We start from the raw sequence: 17,068 nt of genomic DNA, 5'->3' as shown, positions 1-17,068 counted from the left end.
TCGTTCTTCTTGTTGTGGCGATGCCTACTTGCGGAACATGGCCAGCATGCGGCGCGTGACGGCAAAGCCGCCGAACATGTTGACGGCCGTGAGCACCAGGGCGGCGAACGCCAGCCACATGATGAGCCCATCGGGCCGTCCGTTGGTCCCCGCCTCGGGGGTGCGATCTGCACCAGCGCGCCGATGGCGATGATGCTGGAGATGGCGTTGGTCACGCTCATCAGCGGCGTGTGCAGCGCGGGCGTCACGTTCCACACCACCATGTAGCCGATGAAGCACGCCAGCACGAAGACCGTGAAGTGGCCCAGGAAGGCCGCGGGCGCATAGGCGCCAATGAGCCAGAACAGCACGGCCGCCACGGCGAAGATAATGGTCAGCGCCTTGGCGGACATGGGCGCGCCGCGCCATGGCCGTGGCCGTTCTTCTTCTCGGCCACCGCCGCGGCCGCGGCCTTGGGCGCCGGTGCGGGCGCCTGCTTGAGGGGCGGTGCGGGCCAGGTGATGGCGCCGTCCTTGACCACGGTGAGGCCGCGGATCGCCTCGTCTTCCATGTTGACCACGGCCACGCCGTCCTTGGCCTTGCACAGCTCTTCGGTCAGGCGCAGCAGGTTGGTGGCGTACAGCGTGGACGACTGCTTGGCCAGGCGCGAGGCCAGGTCGGTGTAGCCGATGAGGGTCACGCCATGGCGCACCACGGCCTCGCCGGGCACGGTGAGCTCGCAGTTGCCGCCCTGCTCGGCGGCCATGTCCACGATCACGCTGCCGGGCTTCATGCTCTGCACCATCTCGGCGGTGATGAGCTTGGGCGCAGGCTTGCCGGGGATCAGCGCGGTGGTGATGATGATGTCGGCGTCCTTTGCCTGCTCCGCGTACATCTTGCGCTGCGCAGCCTGGAAGCCCTCGCTCATGACCTTGGCGTAGCCGCCGCCGCCCGAGCCGTCTTCCTCGTAGTCCACCTTGACGAACTCGCCGCCCAGCGACTTGACCTGGTCGGCCACCTCGGCGCGCGTGTCGTTGGCGCGAACGATGGCACCCAGGTTGGCCGCCGTGCCGATGGCAGCCAGGCCGGCCACGCCCGCGCCGGCGATGAAGACCTTGGCCGGAGGCACCTTGCCCGCGGCCGTGATCTGGCCGTTGAAGTAGCGGCCGAAGGCATTGGCCGCCTCGATGACGGCGCGGTAGCCGGAGACGCCGGCGGTGGAGGTCAGCGCATCCATCTTCTGCGCGCGCGAGAGCGTGCGCGGCAGGCAGTCGATGGCCAGCACCGTGGTCTTCTTGGCGGCCAGCTGCTGCATCAGCTCGGGGTTCTGCGCGGGCCAGATGAAGTCGATCAGCGTGCCGCCTTCGCGCATCAGGCCGACTTCGGCCTCGCTCGGCGGGCGCACCTTGAACACGATGTCCGACGCGGCCCACAGCGCGGCCGCGTCCGGCAGCACCTCGGCCCCGGCGGCGCGGTAGGCATCGTCGCTGAAGTTGGCGGCTTCACCCGCGCCGGATTCGATGGAGACCTTGAAGCCCAGCTTAATGAGCTTTTCGACCACGTCGGGCACGGTGGCGACGCGTTTTTCGAGCGGGAAGGTTTCGCGGGGAATGCCAATGCACTGGGCGTCACGGCGATGCATTGCTGCGCTGGGGGCTGACTGCATGAATACTCCTCTCGATATGTGGCATTCCTTCTGGTGCATAGCGGTGCACCTGCCCTCGAAGGAGCGTTGAAGAAACTACTTCGTCAAACCTCTTCTCTTCACCGCCTCTAGCAACCATCCCTCACTGGCGGGTATCCCGGAATGAACACCTGCAGCGGCATGAGATAGAGCGACGGTTTCGCAGGCGGCATTCCCAACGAGAATCCCCACCGGGGCTTCCCGCAGATTCAGGCCGCTTGACTGGCCGATTGCAGCATTCGCAGGTTCACGGCACAGAGAGTGACCGCGTCTGCAATACAAGCAATTGCCTCTTCAGAACGCTGCGTCAGAGAACTCCAGCGTGGCGCCCGAGCCAGAGACGATTGCATGCCGCAGCCCCGCCGATTTGGAAAGAACGTGGTCACCGTAGAAGCGGCAGGTCAAAATCTTGTAGGTCAAGAAGTCCGAGCCAGGATCCGATGCGAGGAGGCGGTCGGCAGCCAATGCGGCCCGTCCCATTTGCCATCCAGCCGCGACGATGCCCAGGAGCTCCAGGAACGGACCAGAACCCGCCAGGGCAGGCTTGGGACCGCCCTCCCAAGACTTCACAAGCGACTCCACTGCTGCCTCGAGGTCGCCGATACCCTTGTTCAACTGAGCACCAATGGCGCGGAGTTCGGCATGCGCATGGGATTCCAGGTCAGCCTGGACCTGCCGCATACGCACGATCACCGCACCAATCGCGCGTCCGCCATCGCGGCCGATCTTGCGTCCCACCAGATCCATCGCCTGGATGCCGGTCGTGCCCTCATAGATCGTCGTGATGCGGGCGTCGCGGAGATACTGCGCGGCTCCGGTTTCTTCGATGAAGCCCACGCCGCCGTGAACCTGGATCCCCATGGAGGCGATATCCAGACCGGTTTCCGTGAACCACCCCTTGGCGACCGGCATCATCAGTTCGACGAAGGCCTGGTGGGCATCCCGGACTTCCGGATCCTGATTCAGCGCAGCCTGGTCCATGCTTGCCGCCATCACCGCCGCCAGCGCGCGCATGGCCTCAATCCGGGATTTCATGCTCAACAGCATTCGGCGCACATCGGGGTGCCGGATGATCGCAACTTTGGCGCTGGTCTCACCGCCTTGCTCCACGCCTTGAACCCGCTCCCGCGCATATGCCCTGGCCTTCTGGTAAGCGCGTTCGGCCAGCCCAATGCCCTCCAGGCCCACGGCGAAGCGCGCCGAGTTCATCATGATGAACATGTACTCCAGCCCGCGGTTCTCCTCACCGACCAGATAGCCGACCGCTCCCGCACCGTCGCCGAAAGCCATGACGCACGTGGGCGTGGCATGCAGGCCGAGCTTGCGCTCGATCGACACTGCTCGCACGTCGTTGTGCTCGCCCAGCGAACCATCTTCATTGACCAGCACCTTCGGCACCGCGAACAGCGAGATCCCCTTGGTTCCGGCCGGGGCGCCTTCGACCCTCGCAAGCACCAGATGCACCACGTTCGGAACCAGATCGTGGTCCCCGTAGGTGATGAAGATCTTGGTGCCATGCAATCGGTACGAGCCATCGGCCGCGCGGGTGGCGCGGGTGCGCACGGCGGAAAGGCAGCCTGCCTGCGGCTCGGTCAGCACCATCGTGCCGGTCCATTCACCGCTGACCATGCGCGGCAGGTACCGCTGCTGCAGTTCAGGCGAACCAGCGTGACGCAGCACGTTCACCGCGCCTCGCGACAGCAGGCTCAGCAGGCCAAACGCGACGCTGCCGCTGTTCCACATTTCTTCGACTGCAGCGGCCAGCACGCCGGGAAGATTCTGTCCGCCCTGCTCTTCAGGCGCGGACAGTGCAGGCCAACCGGCCTCGACGAAACGCGCATACGCCTGCGCCCAGCCCGCTGGCATACGGGGCGCGCCACCTTCAAGGCGAACGCCCTCAATGTCTCCCGAGTGGTTCAGAGGAGCGATGACCTCCGAGGCAAAGACTCCAGCCTCTTCCAGCACTGCGCGAGCAAGGTCGGGAGTGGCCTCGCCATAGCCGGGCAGCGCTGCGATTTCATGCAGGTCCGCGAGCTCATTCAGAACGAACTGCATGTCCTGCAAAGGTGGGGTGTACTGACTCATAGTGCCTCCTGTGGCGAAGCGCTTGCGTTCAACAACGCAAACAGATGGATAAATTTCTTATTCGGATCTCCAACCGTGTGCGATGCCTCGGTCGTGAAGTACCGCTGCCTGAGACATCGCAAGGGCTTGCTGCAAGAGCATGCCGCTCACTCGCCGGTGAAGTTCGGGGGCCGCTTTTGGGAGAACGCCTGCAGACCTTCCCGGTAGTCGGCACTCCAGCCCATTTCGCGAATGAAGCTGGCCTCCATGGACAGTTGCTGCTCCAGCGAATGGCTGGTGGCCGCATGCATCAACTGCCGGGTGCGTACCAACGCCTTGGTCGGCATCTGGGCGATTTGTGCTGCCAAGGCATCGATGGTGCCGGCGAACTTCGAGTCCTCGACCACCTGCCAGATGAGCCCCACTCAGCCGCCGTCGCGGCTGGGAGCTTCTCGGCGAGCATTGCCAGACCCAGAGCACGCACGGTGCCAACGGATCGCGTGAGAAACCAGGTACTGCCGGTATCCGGCGTCAGCCCGATCCTGGAGAAGGCTTGCAGAAAGTAAGCGGATTGGGCGGCCACCACCAGATCGCAAGCCAGCGCGATGGATGCGCCGCCTCCCGCAGCCAACCCTTGCACCGCCGCGACAGTAGGAACCTGCAGGCTCTGCAAGCGCATCACCAGCGGCTTGAAGTACCGCTCCACCAGATTGCCGATGTCCGGCAACTTGCCATCGACCTCCTGCATGGCGGGATCGGCAAGATCCTGCCCCGCGCAGAAGGCACGTCCCGCCCCGCCAAGCACCAGCACCCGCAACTGGCGGTCGGCTTCAATTCGGGACATGGCCTCATGGAGCTCCACCATGGTCTCGGCGTCCAGGCTGTTGAGCTTCTCCGGCCGGTTCAGCACGATGCGCGCCACGCCGCTGTCCACCGTGAAAAGAATGTTCTTGAATGTCATGCTTCAACTCCTTCAGGACGTGATCGGAATCAGTTCGGCTTGCGCACGACGATCCCGACGCCGATTGCGGTGACGACCATCCCGGCGACCGTCAGCCCCGTGACCGGCTCGCCAAAAGCACCCACGCCATCACCGCTGTCGTGGGAGGTACTAGGTAGAAAAGACTGGTGACGGAGGTTGCGGCGCCTCGCTGGATCAACAGATACAGCAAAGAGCTGCCTCCCAACGTCAGCCCCAGCACGGACCAGGCCATGGCCCCCGCCAGCCCGAATTCAGGCCCCCAGCGGCGCCGACCCACCGCATCGGCTCCGTTTCCAGCAACGCCAGAGGTGTGGTCACCACAAACGCCGCCAGCAATTGGATGAAGCTGGCGGTCCGAACATCGCAGGAGCCACGAAGCGCTTCTGGTACAGGGTTCCCATGGTGATGGCCAGCAGAGCCGTCAACGCGCAACCCAAACTGGCAGGGCCGACCTCCCCGAACCCCAGCTTTGCCCAAACCACCAGCAGCAATCCCAGCAGTCCGAGAACAAGCCCCACCCATTGGGCTCTTGTCACGCTGCCGCCTCGGCGGGAAAGCCAGATCGCCGTCAGAACGGGCTGCAACCCGACGAGCAATGCAGTCAGGCCCGCGCCCATCCCCATCTTCACTGCGGCCCACACGCCGCCCAAGTAGATGGCGTGCATCAGCATCCCGGTGACGCTCAGGTGCAGCCAGCTCCGGGCGTCCCGCGGCCACGTCGCCCGGGCGGCAACGGCCCAAATGCCAAAGCAGCCGACGGACAAGGCATAGCGAACCGCCAGGAACTTCATGGGCGGCGAATGCGGCATGCCGTACCTGGCCACGACAAAGCCCGTGGCCCAGATGACCACGAACACAAGGGGCATCGAGCGCACCAGCATCGGACTTGCCGCCGAATGCGCTGGCTCCCGGAGATCAGATGCGCTGGAAATAGGGACTCCCTGAATCAAAGACTGCGGGAAACCACTCAGTGTCCGGTGAACAGAGGCTTGCGCTTGCCCAGGAAGGCAGTGACTCCTTCGACGGCATCACCGGTCTGGGTCGCCGCCGAGAAACACTCCGCCTCCTGCTGCAGCCCGTCCTCCATGCGCATGGACTGCGAATGCCGGATCGCCTCGAGCGCATGGCCCAGGGACGCCGGAAACGGCTCGCCGAGGCTCTTCAGATAGGCGACTCCCGCATCGATCGGATCCTCGACCTCGACGATGCGATGGATCAGGCCGATGCGCTCTGCTTCCTGGGCATCGATCGCACGGCCGCTGGCAATCAACTCCACAGCTCGCCCAACGCCCACCAGGCGCGGCAGCCGCTGCGTTCCCCGTAGCCGGGAATCAGGCCCAGCTTGATCTCGGGAGGCCGAGCCGCGACGTGGGCGTCGCGATCCGAAAGGTGCACGCCATCGCCAGCTCGAGCCCGCCCCCGAACGCCACGCCAGTGATGACTGCGACGGAAGGAATGCGCAGGCTGTCCAGCTTGGCGAACGCCAACTGACCACGCCGTGCGGTTTCGCGCTGCTCGCCGGCATTCTTGCCCTGCAGTTCGCTCACATCGGCGCCCGCGCAGAAGGACTTGCCGCCGCCTGCACCAACGATGAGCAGTGCCCGGGCGTCCGATACCGCGACCTCGTCAAGACGGTTGGAGATCTCTCCGACCATCTCGGCGTTCAGCGCATTCAAGGCCTTCGGGCGGTTCAGCGTCAGGATCGCGACACCATCACGGTAGGTCAGCTCCGCGCTCATGCCTGGCTGCCTTCGTCGGATTGGGGACGGAAACGCGGCTTGCGCTTCTCCAGGAACGCCTTGACACCCTCGTGAGACTCTTCGGTACCGTAGTACAGCGCCAGCGCCTGCATGCCCAGGCCGCCAATACCACGGATCGAATCCGAATCGGCGTTGAAGGAGCGCTTGGCGATGGCAATCGCTGTCGGGCTCTTTTCCATGATTTCCTGGCACCAGCGATCGACTTCGGCATCCAGTTCCGCCATGGGAACGACAGCGTTGACTAGCCCCATGGCGAGCGCTTCCTGCGCCTTGTAGCGGCGGCACAGATACCAGATCTCACGGGCTTTCTTCTCGCCAACCACGCGGGCGAGATAGGCCGTGCCAAAGCCGGGATCCACCGAGCCGACCTTCGGGCCGACCTGGCCGAACTGAGCCGTGTCCGCAGCAATCGCGAGATCGCAGCAGGTCACCAGCACGTTGCCGCCACCGATGGCAAAGCCATTGACGCGGGCAATCACGGGCTTCGGCACCTCGCGGATCATTCCTTGCAGTTCCTCGACCGGCAGACCGATCAGGCCCCGGCCGTCGTAGCCACCATCATGGGCCGACTGGTCGCCCCCTGTGCAGAACGCCTTCTCGCCCACGCCGGTGAGCACGATGACGCCAATGCTCTTGTCCCAGCCGGCACGGTGCAGCGCGTCGATCAGTTCGTCGCAGGTCTTGCCGCGAAATGCGTTGTACTTTTCGGGACGGTTGATGGAGATGCGGGCAACGCCGCCCTTCACTTCGTAGAGGATGTCCGTGTAGTTGCTCATGGTCGTCTCCTGGTGGGGTTAGCCGTGCATGGTCAGGCCGCCGGACACCGAGATGACCTGGCCGGTGATGAAGTTGGCGTCGTCGCTGGAGAGGAACGCCACGGCGCCGGGAATGTCCTCGGGCTGGCCAAGGCGCTTCAGGGGAATGGCCCGCTTGAGACCGTCGTAGATCTTCTGGCCGAACTCGCCGCCGCCCGTGAAGGACTGCAGCAGCGCGGTATCGGTGGGCCCCGGGCACACCACGTTGACGCGCACATTGCTGCGTGCCGTCTCACGGGCCAGCGTCTTGCTGAAGGCGATGATGCCGCCCTTGCATGCGGAGTAGACGGATTCGCCGGACGAACCGACGCGCCCCGCATCGGAGGCGATGTTGACGATCTTGCCGCCGCCGGCCGCCACCATGAAAGGCACCACGGCATGCTGCAGGCTCAGGGGGCCCTTGAGGTTGATCGCGATCAGTTTGTCCCACAGATCGGGCGTGGTCTCGACAAACTGCTTGGCCACGTCCCAGCCGGCGTTGTTGACGAGGATGTCGATCTGCTTGAGATCGGCGTGGATCTTCTGCACAGCCTTGGCAACCGCGTCGTGATCCGTGATATCCAGCTGAGCCGTGGTCAGCTGACCCGCGTACTGTTGGAACTGGCCCTTGATTTCATCGAGGCCAGCCTGGTTCAGATCCAGTGCGGCGACGCGCGCACCCTCCTCCAGGAAACGCTGCACCAGGCTGCGCCCGATGCCGCCGGCTGCGCCAGTGATGATGGCCACTTTGTCTTTGAGTCCACGCATGGGAATGCTCTCCTGTAAATAAATTGAGTCAGTGATTGCGGTTGGCGATGACCTGAGCGACGTGGTCGCGCAGCTTGAATTTCTGCAGCTTGCCGGTGGCAGTGCGCACGATGGGCTCGAAGAGCACGTGCTTCGGCGTCTTGAAACCCGGTAGCCTGGCGCGGCAGAACTGGATGACCTCTTCCTGCGTCAAGGTGCCGACGTGCTGCGGATGCAGCTCCAGCACTGCACAGGGGACCTCACCCCATTTCTCGTCCGGCACGGCGACCACCGCGGCCTGGAACACCGCCGGGTGCGTGAACAGGACCTCCTCGACCTCGATGGAAGAGACGTTCTCGCCGCCGGAAATGATGATGTCCTTGAGCGGTCCTTGATCTCGATGTAGCCGTCCTCATACACCACGGCCAGATCGCCACTGTGCATCCAGCCACCCTCGAAGGCCTCTCGCGTAGCCTCGGGGTTCTTGAGGTAGCCCTTCATGCCCAGATTCCTCGGAAAAGCACCTCGCCGATCGTCTTGCCGTCGCGGGACACGGGCTGCAGGGTATGGGGATTGGCCACCATCATGTCTCCCGCGACCGCCGTGCGAACGCCCTGACGGCCCATGTGGCGCAGACGCTCTTCAGCCGGCATGGCGGCCCACGAATCCTGAGGCACGCAGGTGGTGTTGACACCGTGCTGCTCAGTCATGCCATACACGTGCAGCACCTCGAAGCCCAGGGCCTCGGTTTGAGCGATCACCGACACTGGCGGCGAGGCTCCGGCGCAGGCGACCCAGATGGGGAGCTTGGCTTGCTCCAGTTCTGCGGCTTGCCTGCGATCAGCGAACTGAGCACCGCCGGGGCGCCGCAGAAATGCGTCACGCTATGCTGGCCGATGGCGTCGTAGATGTCCTCCGCGACCACCTTGCGCAGGCACACACTCGTCCCGGCCACGGCGGCCAGGGCCCACGCATAGCACCAGCCGTTGCAATGGAACAGCGGCAAGGTCCACAGGTAGACCGGGACTCCTACGTTCAACCGCGCATAGAGGAGGTGCCGAGCGCATTGAGATAGGCCGCACGGTGGTGGTAGACCACGCCCTTGGGGTTGCCCGTGGTTCCCGAGGTGTAGTTCAACGCGATGGCGTCCCACTCGTCCTCGGGGTAGCGCAGCTGCGCATCAGCAGGCGCATCGGCCAGGAAACGCTCGTAGTCGATCACACCCACCGGGTCGGCGTCTGGGACGTCGCTTGCACGGATGTCCACCACATCCATTTGCAAGCCGGAGAGCTTCACCGCCGCACGCGCCACCTCGGCAAATTGCTGGTCCACCATCAGCAACCGGGTCTCGGAATGCTGCAGGATGAAGGCGATCGCCGCCGCGTCCAGGCGGATGTTGATGGAGTTGACGACAGCGCCCGCCATGGGCACCCCAAACTGCGCCTCCAGCATCTCGGGGATATTGGCCGCGAGGATGGCGACCGTATCTCCACGCTGGATGCCCGCGCCGATCAACGCGCGTGCCAGGCTGCGGCAACGCTGGGCGTAGGCGGCCCATGTATAGCGCCGCTCGCCATGAATGACAGCGATGCGGTCTGGATGGATGTCCGCCGCTCGGTCGAGCAACGCCAGCGGGGTCAGTGGCTGGTAGTTGGCCGGGTTCTTGTCAAGACCTTGTTTGAATTTGTTCGTCATGCTTGTCTCTGAGTTAGGGCTGTCAAAGTCAGAACGAAACGGCCAGACGCGTTGCCTGGTCGATGGCGCGCAATGCGTCCAATTCGGCAGCAACATCGGCTCCGCCGATCACGTAGGGCTTGACGCCTCGCTCGGCCAAACCATCAAACAGCGTCCGGTTCGAGAGCTGTCCCGCGCAGAGGATGACAGTGTCCGCGTCCAATACGCGAGCCTCGCCATTCACGCTGTAGTGCAGGCCCTGGTCGTCAACGGCCTGGTAACTTGCTCCGGCCGTCATCGCCACGCCTGCCTTGCGCAGCTTGGCCTTGAGAATCCACCCGGTGGACTTGCCCAAGTTCTTGCCCAGTGACTCGGGCTTGCGTTGGAACATGTGGATGACGCGCTCGGTGCCGTGCTGCGCAGGCGCCTTGAGCCCGCCCGCGCTGCGAATGGCCGTATCCACACCCCAGGCATCCATGAATACCTTTGGCTTGAGCGACTCCTCGGCACTGCCGACCAGGTACTCGGCCACGTCGAAGCCGATTCCGCCCGCGCCGATGATAGCGACCTTGTTGCCCACCGGCACGCCGTTGGCCAGCACATCCAGGTAGCTGACCACCTTCGGGTGATCAAGGCCTTTGATCTCGGGCTCGCGCGGGATCACGCCCGTCGCAATCACCACCTCGTCGAACTCACCCGAACGCACACGCGCGGCGAGATCCTCCGCATCGGCTCGGGTTTTCAGATGCACCGCGACCTTCAGGCGCTCCAGCGAGACCCGGAAGTAGCGCAGCATTTCGTTGAACTCGTTCTTGCCCGGCACTTTGCGAGCCATATTCAGTTGGCCACCGAGCTGATCGCCTGCCTCGAACAAGGTGACCCGATGACCACGCTGCGCGGCATTGATCGCAAAGGCCATGCCGGCAGGCCGCCACCGACAACGGCGAAATGCTTGGGCGCGGTGGTCTTGCTATCGTCGAACTCGATCTCGCGCCCTGCCCTCGGGTTCACCAGGCAAGTCGCCACGCGGTCGGTAAAAATGCGGTCAAGGCAGGCTTGGTTGCAGGCGATGCAGGTATTGATCTCGTCGGCGCGGTTCTCGCGCGTCTTGCGGGCGAACTCGGGATCGGCGAGCAGCGGACGGGCCATCGAAACCAGATCGGCAGCGCCGGAAGCGATGATCTCTTCAGCCACATCAGGAGCATTGATGCGGTTGGACGCCATCACCGGAATGCCGACCGCACGCTTCACGTTGCGGATCGCGTCGATCCATGCCGCACGCGGGACCGGCGCTGCCATGGTCGGCACGGACGATTCGTGCCAGCCGATGCCGGTGTTGATCATGTCGGCACCCGCCGCTTCGACCCGGCGGGCGAGTTCGGCCACTTCTTCGCCGGTCATACCCCCGTCCATCAGGTCGATGGACGAGATGCGGTAGATGACCATGAATTCGGGCGAGACCCGCGCCCGCACGGCCTTCACGATTTCAGGGGAAGCGGATCCGGCGATCAAAGTCGCCGCCGAACTCGTCGTCGCGCTGATTGGTCAATGCTGCGGTGAACTCGTTGATCAGGTAGCCCTCGGAGCCCATGATTTCGACACCCACGTAGCCAGCCTGCTCTGCCAGTGCCGATGTGTTCGCAAAGCTCTCGACCGTTGCCCAGACCTCTTCGGTCGTCAGCGCACGTGGAGGAAAGACGTTGATCCGCGCCTTGCCGGCCGACGGCGCCACACAGGTGGACACCTTGGCATAACGGCCTGCGTGAAGAATCTGCAGGACGATGCGTCCACCGGCCTCATTCACCGCCGAGGTGATCGCGCGATGCTCGCCCAAATCCCCGGGCTTTTGCAGCACCAGACCACCTTCATCCATCACCCCTTCGGGCACGGGAGTAGCCGCCGGTAAGGATGAGGCCGATCTCACCTGCGGCACGGGCCGCGTAGAAGGCCGCCAGTCTTTCATGGGGACGATCCATTGTTTCCAGGCGCGTATGCATTGCGCCCATCACCATGCGGTTCGGCAGATCTACCCCAGCGACGCGCAGGGGCTCAGGAGGTGTGGATAGGTTGACATGTTTGTCTCTCGTGCTGGGTTTGGGGTGAGTGCAATGATCCTCGCCCCATCAATTTACGTCAAGATCATGACGTATTTTATTTGAGAAATACAGGGTTAACACCTACTTCATATAACATCTCAATCCAAATAACCATCAACATCACTACACAAATGAAAGCGATCGGCGCTACGACGATGACAGCTCCTACAGGCGTGCGGGGATGCCGAACCAGGTGTGGAACTCGCATTCGACGCGCGGCGCCCCTCCCCGGCAAGGCGAGGTTGGGCTAGCAGCACCTGGCCAGGCCGCGAGGCCCCACATCCATGCCACTCACGTGGCAGTACTCGTCTTGAGGGTCTTGAGGGTCAGTTCCGAAGCCGATCGGCCATGGTTGATGCACGCAAGCGCAATCGCTCCCACAACGCCTGCGGCACCGATGACCAGGAAGTTCTGCTCAAGAGGAAGTTGCAGGGACACGATCAACCCGATCAGCAAAGGCGCAGCGATCGCCCCCATGCGCCCGATGCCCGACGCCATGCCGATGCCGGTGGACCGAATGTCTGACGGGTAGTACTGGCCGCTGTAGGCGTAGACCACAATTTGCGCCCCCGTCGAGCAAGCCCCAACCGCTGCGATGATGAAATAGAGCACCTCCGTCGAGGTTTTCAGCGTCATCATGTACAGGAAGACGCCGCCCAACGCGTACATGCAGACCACGACCCATTTGATGTGGAACCGGTCCGCAAGCCACCCGCCGCCGATCGATCCGATCACCGCACCCACATTGAGTGCGATGACAAACTCAATGCGGAGCCAAGGCTGTAGCCCGACATGGCCATCAGCTTCGTCAGCCAGGTGCTGAGCGCGTAGATCATGAACAAGCCAGTGAAGAAAGCCACCCAGAACATCACCGTGCTCAGTCCGCGCCCATCTTGGAACAGTTGCGCTACGGTGGCACCGGCCCCAGCATTGGTGGCCCGAGGCGGATGGAAGGTGTCGTTGGCGCCGATCTTCAACCCCGGATCGATGGATTGGGCGATCTGACGCAGTTGCGCACTGTCTCGCCGGGATACCAGGAACGACAGCGATTCAGGCATCGACTTCAGGATGAAGGGGATCAGCAGCACCGGGACACCGGCGGCAAAGAACACGATCTGCCAGCCAAACTGCGCAATGAACTGCTTTCCCAGCACGGCAGCCAGAATGCCGCCGATGGCGTAGCCGGAAAACATCACGGTCGTCAGGAAACTCCGGATCCGCTTGGGCGCGTACTCGGTCATCTGAGCTGTGATGTTCGGCATCACGCCGCCAATGCCCAGCCCGCGATGAAGCGCGCGATGCTGAAGGTGACAGGATCTTTGGTCAGCCCCGCTGCCGCGGTGAATACGCTGAAGAGAAACACAAAGAGAGATCGTCCAACGGCGGCCGATCTTGTCCGACAGCGCGCCCAGAAAGATAGCGCCGAACATCATCCCGAACAGAGCCGAGCTGGCCATGAAGCCAGCGGTCGCGGCTTCCACGCCCATCTCCTTCATGATGGCCGGAAGCGCCGCTCCAGCGACCGCCAAATCATAGCCATCAATGATGATGACCACGAAGCACCAGGCCAGCACCTTGGCATGGAAACGATTGAACTTGGCCTCATCGGCAAGTTCGTGCACGTTGATCTCTCGCATGGGTCTTGTCTCCTTGTTTCGGTAGGGATACATCGGAACCACGACCAAGACGTGCTACATCGGCGCGCTCATGCGAAGCACAAGCGACCAGAACAGACCTGCGCGCAGCCCATCGCTCTAGCGACGGCGCGATCTTTGCAGAGCCAGCAATTTATATCAAGTTATTGATACATAATTTCTCTAAAGACTAGGGTTTACACCTATATTTATACGGAAAATCAAACCGATCTATGCAAATATGATTACATAATTCCAAGAATCGACGCATCAGAATCATCAGCAGAATTGGGCAACTTGAGTCCGTAGTTTTGACACGTCCCCATCACCCCCCCCCTCCGAGCAGCATGAAAGCCGTACTCATTCGTCAGTTCAGCGAGGACCCTCGCACACATCACGTCGAAGAAGTGGCCGAACCGGTTGTCGGCTCCGATGACATCCTGATCGCTGTCAAAGCAGCGTCTCTCAACTTTCCCGATCTCCTGGTCATGAGCGGGAAGTACCAAATCCTTCCCGAGCGCCCGTTCACTCCTGGAAAGGACGCAGCTGGCATCGTGGAGGCCGTCGGCCCGAACGTCCGCACCTTCAAGCAAGGGGACCACGTTGTGGCCCAAGTGGAGAACGGCTGCTTCGCAAGTCGCCTGTCCGTTCCTCAGTCGAGCGCAACAAAGATACCAACAGAAATGCCCTTCGCTGATGCGGCCGCGATGGGCCTCGTGTACCAGACGGCGTACTTTGCGCTCACGGACCGCGGCAATTTCCGCAACGGAGAGACCGTGCTGATCAGTGGAGCTGCCGGGGGTGTAGGGCTTGCCGCCGTTCAGATCGCCAAGGCCCTAGGCGCGAAAGTCCTCGCGGGCGTGACCTCGGAAGCCCAGGCGAAAGCAGTGCATCAATCCGGAGCCGATGAGGTGATTGACCTCTCGGCCGCCAACCTTCCCGAGTCCACTCGCGAGCAAGTGCATCGCGCTACGAATGGAAAAGGAGCCGACGTCTTCCTCGATCCCGTGGGCGGCGATGTGTTCGATGCGTGCATTCGCTCGCTCGCGCGGCGCGGCCGGGCGGTGATCATCGGGTTCGCCGCTGGCAAGATTCCGGTGATCAAAGGCTCCTACCTGCTGCTCAAGAACATCTCTGTCTCCGGTATGCAGTGGACGGACTACCCGACCTACTCGCCCGAGCTCGTCGCAGAGGCTCAAGCAAAACTGAACGAACTCTACCTGCAGGGACTCTTGCGCCCACACATCACGCAAGTGTTCGCTCTTGAATCTTTCGCTGACGCAGCCGCCCGGCTGACATCAAGAGGGTGATCGGGAAGCTTGTCCTAACCATCCACTAGCACTGTTCACTACTCACTTCGGAGACTTGGATGAAAGGCTACGTGCTGGCATTCATTGACGTGGAAGATCCGTCAAGCTATGCCTATGCAGCAGGCGCACCTGCAACGATCGCAGCCCATGGCGGCAAGTACCTCATCCGCAACGGAGCCAAGGAACTGCGCGAAGGAGCGCTTCCAGCAGACCGCCTCGTCGTCCTGGAGTTCCCGTCCGTGGCCCAAGCCCGCGCCTGGTACGAATCACCCGAGTACCAGGCGCTGGTACCAATTCGCCAAGGAGCCTCGAAAGGATCTCTCATGATCGTGGAAGGATTTGGCGAAGTTTCGTGAGGCGTGCAGACGGACACCCTTGCTCCCGATCAAGCAAACGCTTGAACCACCGTTGCCGTTGCATTGCCTCGGATCCACCTCCGGCGACGTGGCGCCCTAGCCATGACGCTCAACCAGAACGCCCTACAGCGGACGATAACTCACCTCGGAATCTCGGTTCTAGCCCTCATCTTCCTCAGGGATAGCATCCATTTCAAGGCGACCTTCGACATCCCGTCATTGAGCTGGTTAATGTGGTGCAGCAGAGATCTTGTCGTCGAAGCGAAAGCTTGCCACCGCTTGACGATAGAACTCGTAGATTCTTGGCTGGATTCCGTCCCAGAACGCCCGACCCGGTGGCAGCATCACAACTTTCTTGGCGCGCCTATCAGCTGGATCCACGACGCGAGCCACGTGCCCTTCGCGCTCCAGGCGCTTGAGAACCCCATCGAGACTCTGGCGGCTCACGACCAGATAGTCCGCCAGGTCGGAAAACGACATTCCATCCTTCACCTGCTTACGCGACAAGGCTCCCAGCGTCGCCCACTGGACTGTGGTGATGCCAAGCTCCTTGACGGACTGGCGATCAAGGTGTTGCCAGCTTGGAACAGGCGAAAAACAATCGGTTGTGAACGGCGGAAACCGATTGATCGTAGTTTTCGTTATCAGACATGCGCAGGTTAGTAGTCAGGAGCTTCAAAGAGTTCAGAACCGAGCCATCAGGTAGCTGAACACCTCACGGGAACGACGGACAGGCGCCGTACCGCGATCCGCGAAAACGCGTCTTCCTAAGCGCCGCGAGCATCGACAGCCATTTGTCCATCTTAGCGGCTTTGCGCAAGGATGTTGACATAAACCCCTTTGGATTGAAGGCCGGGCCCAAATTGCCCGTCAGGTACTCGCCAAGAGATGGGGCACTCCTCATGTCGGCGCTTTACCGCAGTTGCCGCGGTCGCCCGGATCATCGGCGTCGCCAAGAGTCGTTCAAGGAAGTCATCACCCCGCTGTCCGACAAGCTGACGCCCGCGGCCCGAAAGGAAAAGCGGCCTAGTCACACAAAGCCCATCACGGCGACGGACTTCGCGGCCGCTCGCGCAGTGTCTCGCGGCCTTGGCGCCCAGCAGTTCATCAGGGAAACATGGCACCCCAAACAGGAGCCAGAGCCAAGGACACCCCGGATTCACATCTACATCCTTATATACCTTAACCACCCACATCTCTCACACCACAGTAAAAGCCCCAGGTTTTCCCTAGTTTTTATATCAAGTTATTGACGTATATTCTCGGCATCCAAAAGACTTCAAGAAGTTTCACGAGACAACGTATGGGATCCGGTATCTGCTTCCAAGGGCCGTCCACCCGGGCCGGCCCACTTCTTCCCGACAGCTTCGCACGACCGATTTAGCCACCCGGCGACGACCGAATGCGACCGAGGCCCTCGCCTCCCGCAACGCCTGACGCGCCGCTCTGCCCACCATCAGCCCGAGAAGGACGCCCATGGGATCCGACACCATCCTCGAGACCACCGATCTCACCAAGACGTTCAGTGGCTTCACTGCCGTGAACAAGGTCAACCTGCGCGTGCGCCGGGGTTCGATCCACGCCCTGATCGGCCCTAACGGCGCTGGCAAGACGACGGTGTTCAACTTGCTGACGAAGTTTCTGCCGGTGTCCAGCGGCACCATCCGCTACCGCGGCGACGACATCACCCACGAGACCCCCGCGAAAACTGCTCGCAGGGGCATCGTCCGGTCCTTCCAGATCTCGGCCACGTTCCCGCATCTCACCGTGTTGCAAAACGTGCGGGTTGCGCTTCAGCGCAGGCAAAGCGCGTCCTTCGAGTTCTGGCGCCATGAGAAAGCGTTGAGCGTGCATGACGCCAGAGCCATGGAACTGCTCGAGTCGGTCGGCCTCGGTGGCCTGGCCGGCGTGAAGGCCGTGGAACTGCCCTACGGCCGCAAGCGCGCTCGAACTAGCCACCACCCTGGCCCCGAGCCAGAGCTGATGCT

General features: G+C 62.5%; 11 protein-coding genes and 5 pseudogenes. 3 read left to right on the top strand and 13 right to left on the bottom strand.

Going from position 1 to position 17,068, the window contains the following annotated elements; translation table 11 throughout:
• Window positions 1-24: 24 nt before the first annotated feature.
• The 12 genes and pseudogenes from H0I39_RS19850 to H0I39_RS19805 all read right to left on the bottom strand — a co-directional run bounded on the left by H0I39_RS19850 (window position 25) and on the right by H0I39_RS19805 (window position 13,417).
• Window positions 25-1,621: pseudogene (locus tag H0I39_RS19850) on the bottom strand (Re/Si-specific NAD(P)(+) transhydrogenase subunit alpha).
• Between the two features lie 336 nt (window positions 1,622-1,957).
• The gene (locus H0I39_RS19845) at window positions 1,958-3,748 is read right to left on the bottom strand and encodes an acyl-CoA dehydrogenase (protein ID WP_180551898.1); all 1,791 of its coding nucleotides are present in this window, start codon (window positions 3,746-3,748) and stop codon (window positions 1,958-1,960) included.
• A 146-nt stretch (window positions 3,749-3,894) separates the two neighbouring features.
• Window positions 3,895-4,688, bottom strand: a pseudogene (locus H0I39_RS19840) (enoyl-CoA hydratase-related protein).
• 335 nt (window positions 4,689-5,023) lie between these two features.
• Window positions 5,024-5,590: an EamA family transporter gene (locus tag H0I39_RS24755; RefSeq protein ID WP_307776936.1), complete on the bottom strand. Its 567-nt coding sequence runs from the start codon at window positions 5,588-5,590 to the stop codon at window positions 5,024-5,026.
• An 86-nt stretch (window positions 5,591-5,676) separates the two neighbouring features.
• The gene (locus tag H0I39_RS23590; protein ID WP_308645897.1) at window positions 5,677-5,985 is read right to left on the bottom strand and encodes an enoyl-CoA hydratase/isomerase family protein; all 309 of its coding nucleotides are present in this window, start codon (window positions 5,983-5,985) and stop codon (window positions 5,677-5,679) included.
• 55 nt (window positions 5,986-6,040) lie between these two features.
• Window positions 6,041-6,448 (bottom strand): enoyl-CoA hydratase/isomerase family protein, encoded by a 408-nt coding sequence (locus H0I39_RS23585; RefSeq protein WP_307776935.1) that lies wholly within the window; start codon window positions 6,446-6,448, stop codon window positions 6,041-6,043.
• A complete protein-coding gene (badI, locus tag H0I39_RS19825) occupies window positions 6,445-7,245 on the bottom strand; it encodes a 2-ketocyclohexanecarboxyl-CoA hydrolase (protein ID WP_180551542.1) in 801 nt (266 codons plus the stop codon). The genes H0I39_RS23585 and badI overlap by 4 nt, the downstream gene beginning before the upstream one ends.
• Before the next feature lie 18 nt (window positions 7,246-7,263).
• Window positions 7,264-8,031, bottom strand: coding sequence for a glucose 1-dehydrogenase (locus tag H0I39_RS19820; protein ID WP_180551543.1), 768 nt, complete (start codon window positions 8,029-8,031; stop codon window positions 7,264-7,266).
• 28 nt (window positions 8,032-8,059) lie between these two features.
• A pseudogene (locus H0I39_RS19815) lies at window positions 8,060-9,705 on the bottom strand (AMP-binding protein).
• 28 nt (window positions 9,706-9,733) lie between these two features.
• Window positions 9,734-11,758 (bottom strand): annotated as a pseudogene (locus H0I39_RS24380) (oxidoreductase).
• A 313-nt stretch (window positions 11,759-12,071) separates the two neighbouring features.
• Window positions 12,072-12,524 carry an MFS transporter gene (locus tag H0I39_RS22835; protein WP_308645945.1) on the bottom strand — a complete coding sequence of 151 codons (453 nt, stop codon included), beginning with the start codon at window positions 12,522-12,524 and terminating at the stop codon, window positions 12,072-12,074.
• A complete protein-coding gene (locus H0I39_RS19805) occupies window positions 12,512-13,417 on the bottom strand; it encodes an MFS transporter (protein WP_257646274.1) in 906 nt (301 codons plus the stop codon). The genes H0I39_RS22835 and H0I39_RS19805 overlap by 13 nt, the downstream gene beginning before the upstream one ends.
• A gap of 344 nt (window positions 13,418-13,761) precedes the next feature.
• On the opposite strand from H0I39_RS19805, the gene H0I39_RS19800 reads away from it, so the two are divergent.
• Window positions 13,762-14,724 (top strand): NADPH:quinone oxidoreductase family protein, encoded by a 963-nt coding sequence (locus H0I39_RS19800; protein ID WP_180551897.1) that lies wholly within the window; start codon window positions 13,762-13,764, stop codon window positions 14,722-14,724.
• A gap of 59 nt (window positions 14,725-14,783) precedes the next feature.
• Window positions 14,784-15,080 (top strand): DUF1330 domain-containing protein, encoded by a 297-nt coding sequence (locus H0I39_RS19795; protein ID WP_180551896.1) that lies wholly within the window; start codon window positions 14,784-14,786, stop codon window positions 15,078-15,080.
• Between the two features lie 228 nt (window positions 15,081-15,308).
• Here the strand turns inward: H0I39_RS19795 and H0I39_RS22830 are convergent, their stop codons facing one another.
• Window positions 15,309-15,572, bottom strand: a complete 264-nt coding sequence (locus H0I39_RS22830; protein ID WP_308645953.1) for a MarR family transcriptional regulator — start codon at window positions 15,570-15,572, stop codon at window positions 15,309-15,311.
• 984 nt (window positions 15,573-16,556) lie between these two features.
• On the opposite strand from H0I39_RS22830, the pseudogene H0I39_RS19785 reads away from it, so the two are divergent.
• Window positions 16,557-17,068: pseudogene (locus H0I39_RS19785) on the top strand (ABC transporter ATP-binding protein); the annotation flags it as partial.

This window comes from Ottowia beijingensis (genome assembly GCF_013423955.1).
GTDB classification, from domain to species: Bacteria; Pseudomonadota; Gammaproteobacteria; order Burkholderiales; family Burkholderiaceae_C; genus Ottowia; species Ottowia beijingensis.
The sequence above is the reverse complement of the archived record's forward strand: the minus strand, read 5'-3'. Positions and strand labels throughout refer to the sequence as shown.